This is a genomic window from Neochlamydia sp. TUME1 (genome assembly GCF_000813645.1).
In the GTDB taxonomy this organism is placed as follows: Bacteria; Chlamydiota; Chlamydiia; order Chlamydiales; family Parachlamydiaceae; genus Neochlamydia.
Map to the genome: position 1 here is coordinate 1 of NZ_JRXI01000060.1, position 2203 is coordinate 2203.

Consider the following 2203-nt stretch of genomic DNA (forward strand, 5'->3'; position numbering starts at 1 on the left):
TTATTGGTAATCTGAAGCGATTTAAAATTATATGCGATCGCTACCGAAATAGGCGCAAAAGATTTTCGTTAAGGTTCAATTTAATCGCAGGAATTTATAATTTAGAGTTGATTGAGTGAATTTCGAAAGAGGTCTATTGATAAGGATACGAATTCTTTTGACTTGCTTTTTTAATTATTATATTGTTCTAGAAAATAAAAATACTGAAAAGTTATCCCTCCCCCAAAGAAATAAAATGCATCCTATCTCATCGACATCTATTGAAAGCTTGCCCAATGAATTGCTACTCCCTATCTTAGAGGCTTGCGTAGTTCCTTCCTTATTTAGCGTCTGTAAAAGATGGCATCATCTGCTGGCTTCTGAAGTGATGCCTTCTCTTTATAAACAAATAGGTAAAGTACATGTTTCCCAAGGAGATATTAACAAGCAGGCTTTTATCTTAGATAGGATTTATAAGCTGGAAAGTAGGCTTTCTGAAACAGCAAAGGTAAATGCAATTTTTAGGCAAATCTTTACTTCAGCTAGTTCTCTTTCTCCTCTAGAATTTAAATGGAGGACTAAAGAAAAGAAATATTTTACTTTAGCTAACTACTCCTCTTATCTGCTGAACATTAATCGCCTTTTACTCTGGAAAAAACTTCCTAGTGGGGAAGAATACTTGAGCCGAGAAGAAAGTAAGCACTCTCCTCTAGAATTTAAATGGAAGACTGAAGAAAAGAAATATTTTACTTTAACTAACTACTTCTCTTATCTGCTGGATATTAATCGCCTTTTACTTTGGAAAAAACTTCCTGGTGGGGAAGAATACTTGGGCCGAGAAGAAATTAAGCACTTGCCTCTAGAAAAAAAGGAGAGCTTTTTAAACATTGGATTGAAGGAAATTGTAAAGATTTAACTTCGCTAAATTTATCTAAAGCAGGCTTGACTTATTTACCCCCAGAAATATGCCAGTTATCTAAGCTGCGAATGCTTTACTTAGAACAAAACCAGCTCACCGCTCTGCCTGCAGAAATAGGACAACTGCCTCAGCTGCAACATCTTTACTTAAATCAAAACCAGTTCACCGCTCTGCCTGCAGAAATCGGGCAGCTACCTCAGCTGCAATGGCTTGATTTAAGTCAAAACCAGCTCACCGCTCTGCCTGCAGAAATAGGTCAATTGTCCCAGCTGCGATGGCTTAATTTAAGCCAAAACCAGCTCACCAGCCTTCCTGCAGAAATTAGGCAGCTGTCTCAGCTGCAACATCTTTACTTATATCGCAACCAGCTCACCAGCCTTCCTGCAGAAATCGGGCAGCTGTCTCAGCTGACCCGGCTTCTCTTAGGCGAAAACCAACTCACCAGCCTGCCTACAGAAATAGGTCAATTGTCACAGCTGACTCGGCTTCACTTAAGCGTAAACCAGCTCACCAGTCTGCCTGTAGAAATCGGACAATTGTCTCAGCTGCAACTCCTTTACTTAAGCCAAAACCAGCTCACCAGTCTGCCCGCAGAAATAGATCAATTGTCTCAGCTGCGAACGCTTGAATTAGCGAAAAATCCTTTGAAAGATATCGCCAAAAAAATAAGGCAGCGTTTTCAATTGTAGAATGGTCGTAAGTACTTTTTAAACTAAAGTAAACTAAAATGAATAACAAACTTTTAGCCATCTTATCTTTAAACAAGTAATCCGCTTTCCTTCCAGCAACTAAGCAAGCTTAAACTAACCTACACATTTATAACGACAAGAAGTTTTTCTCTTTTTCCGCAGGGCGTTATGGCTGGGAGAACAACTTTTCTTGACAGGAAGAAGCTAGGCGTATTGTATTCCATCATTCGGTAGAAGAATTAAAACAAGGCGCCAAAAAGAGCCGTTTTTCTCAAATAAGGCAAAGAATCAATCTCATTCTTTTAGCCCAACCAAAATTGCCGCGTCACTTAATCGCAAAAACCTGTGTCTGCTCCTAAATGCTTGGAAGGTCTACCCCCTTTCTTTGAATCTATCTGAAATAAAAGCGAGGTAGATTATCTTTGAATTGTTTTTCATTGATAAGGATACGAATTCGTTTGACTTGCTTTTTTAATTTTTATATTTTGTCTTTAAAAAAATAAAAATGCTAAAAAAGTTATCCCTACCCAAGGAAGTAAAATGCATCCTATCTCCTCGGCATCTATTGAAAGCTTGCCCAATGAATTGCTGCTCCCTATCTTAGAGGCTTGCGTAG

General features: G+C 38.5%; 2 protein-coding genes and 1 pseudogene. All 3 read left to right on the forward strand.

Annotated elements, in window-relative coordinates; all coding sequences use genetic code 11:
- A pseudogene (locus DB41_RS11165) lies at nucleotides 1–119 on the forward strand (IS5/IS1182 family transposase); the annotation flags it as partial.
- Between the two features lie 116 nt (nucleotides 120–235).
- Entirely contained in the window at nucleotides 236–895 is a 660-nt protein-coding gene (locus DB41_RS02600; protein WP_155117545.1) for an F-box protein, read from the forward strand.
- A gap of 26 nt (nucleotides 896–921) precedes the next feature.
- Nucleotides 922–1587 (forward strand): leucine-rich repeat domain-containing protein, encoded by a 666-nt coding sequence (locus DB41_RS02605; protein ID WP_202965103.1) that lies wholly within the window; start codon nucleotides 922–924, stop codon nucleotides 1585–1587.
- Nucleotides 1588–2203: the final 616 nt, after the last annotated feature.

Excerpts from the sequence above, each read along its gene's own strand:
- DB41_RS02600 (WP_155117545.1), top strand. The coding sequence starts at position 236 with ATGCATCCTATCTCATCGACATCTATTGAAAGCTTGCCCAATGAATTG.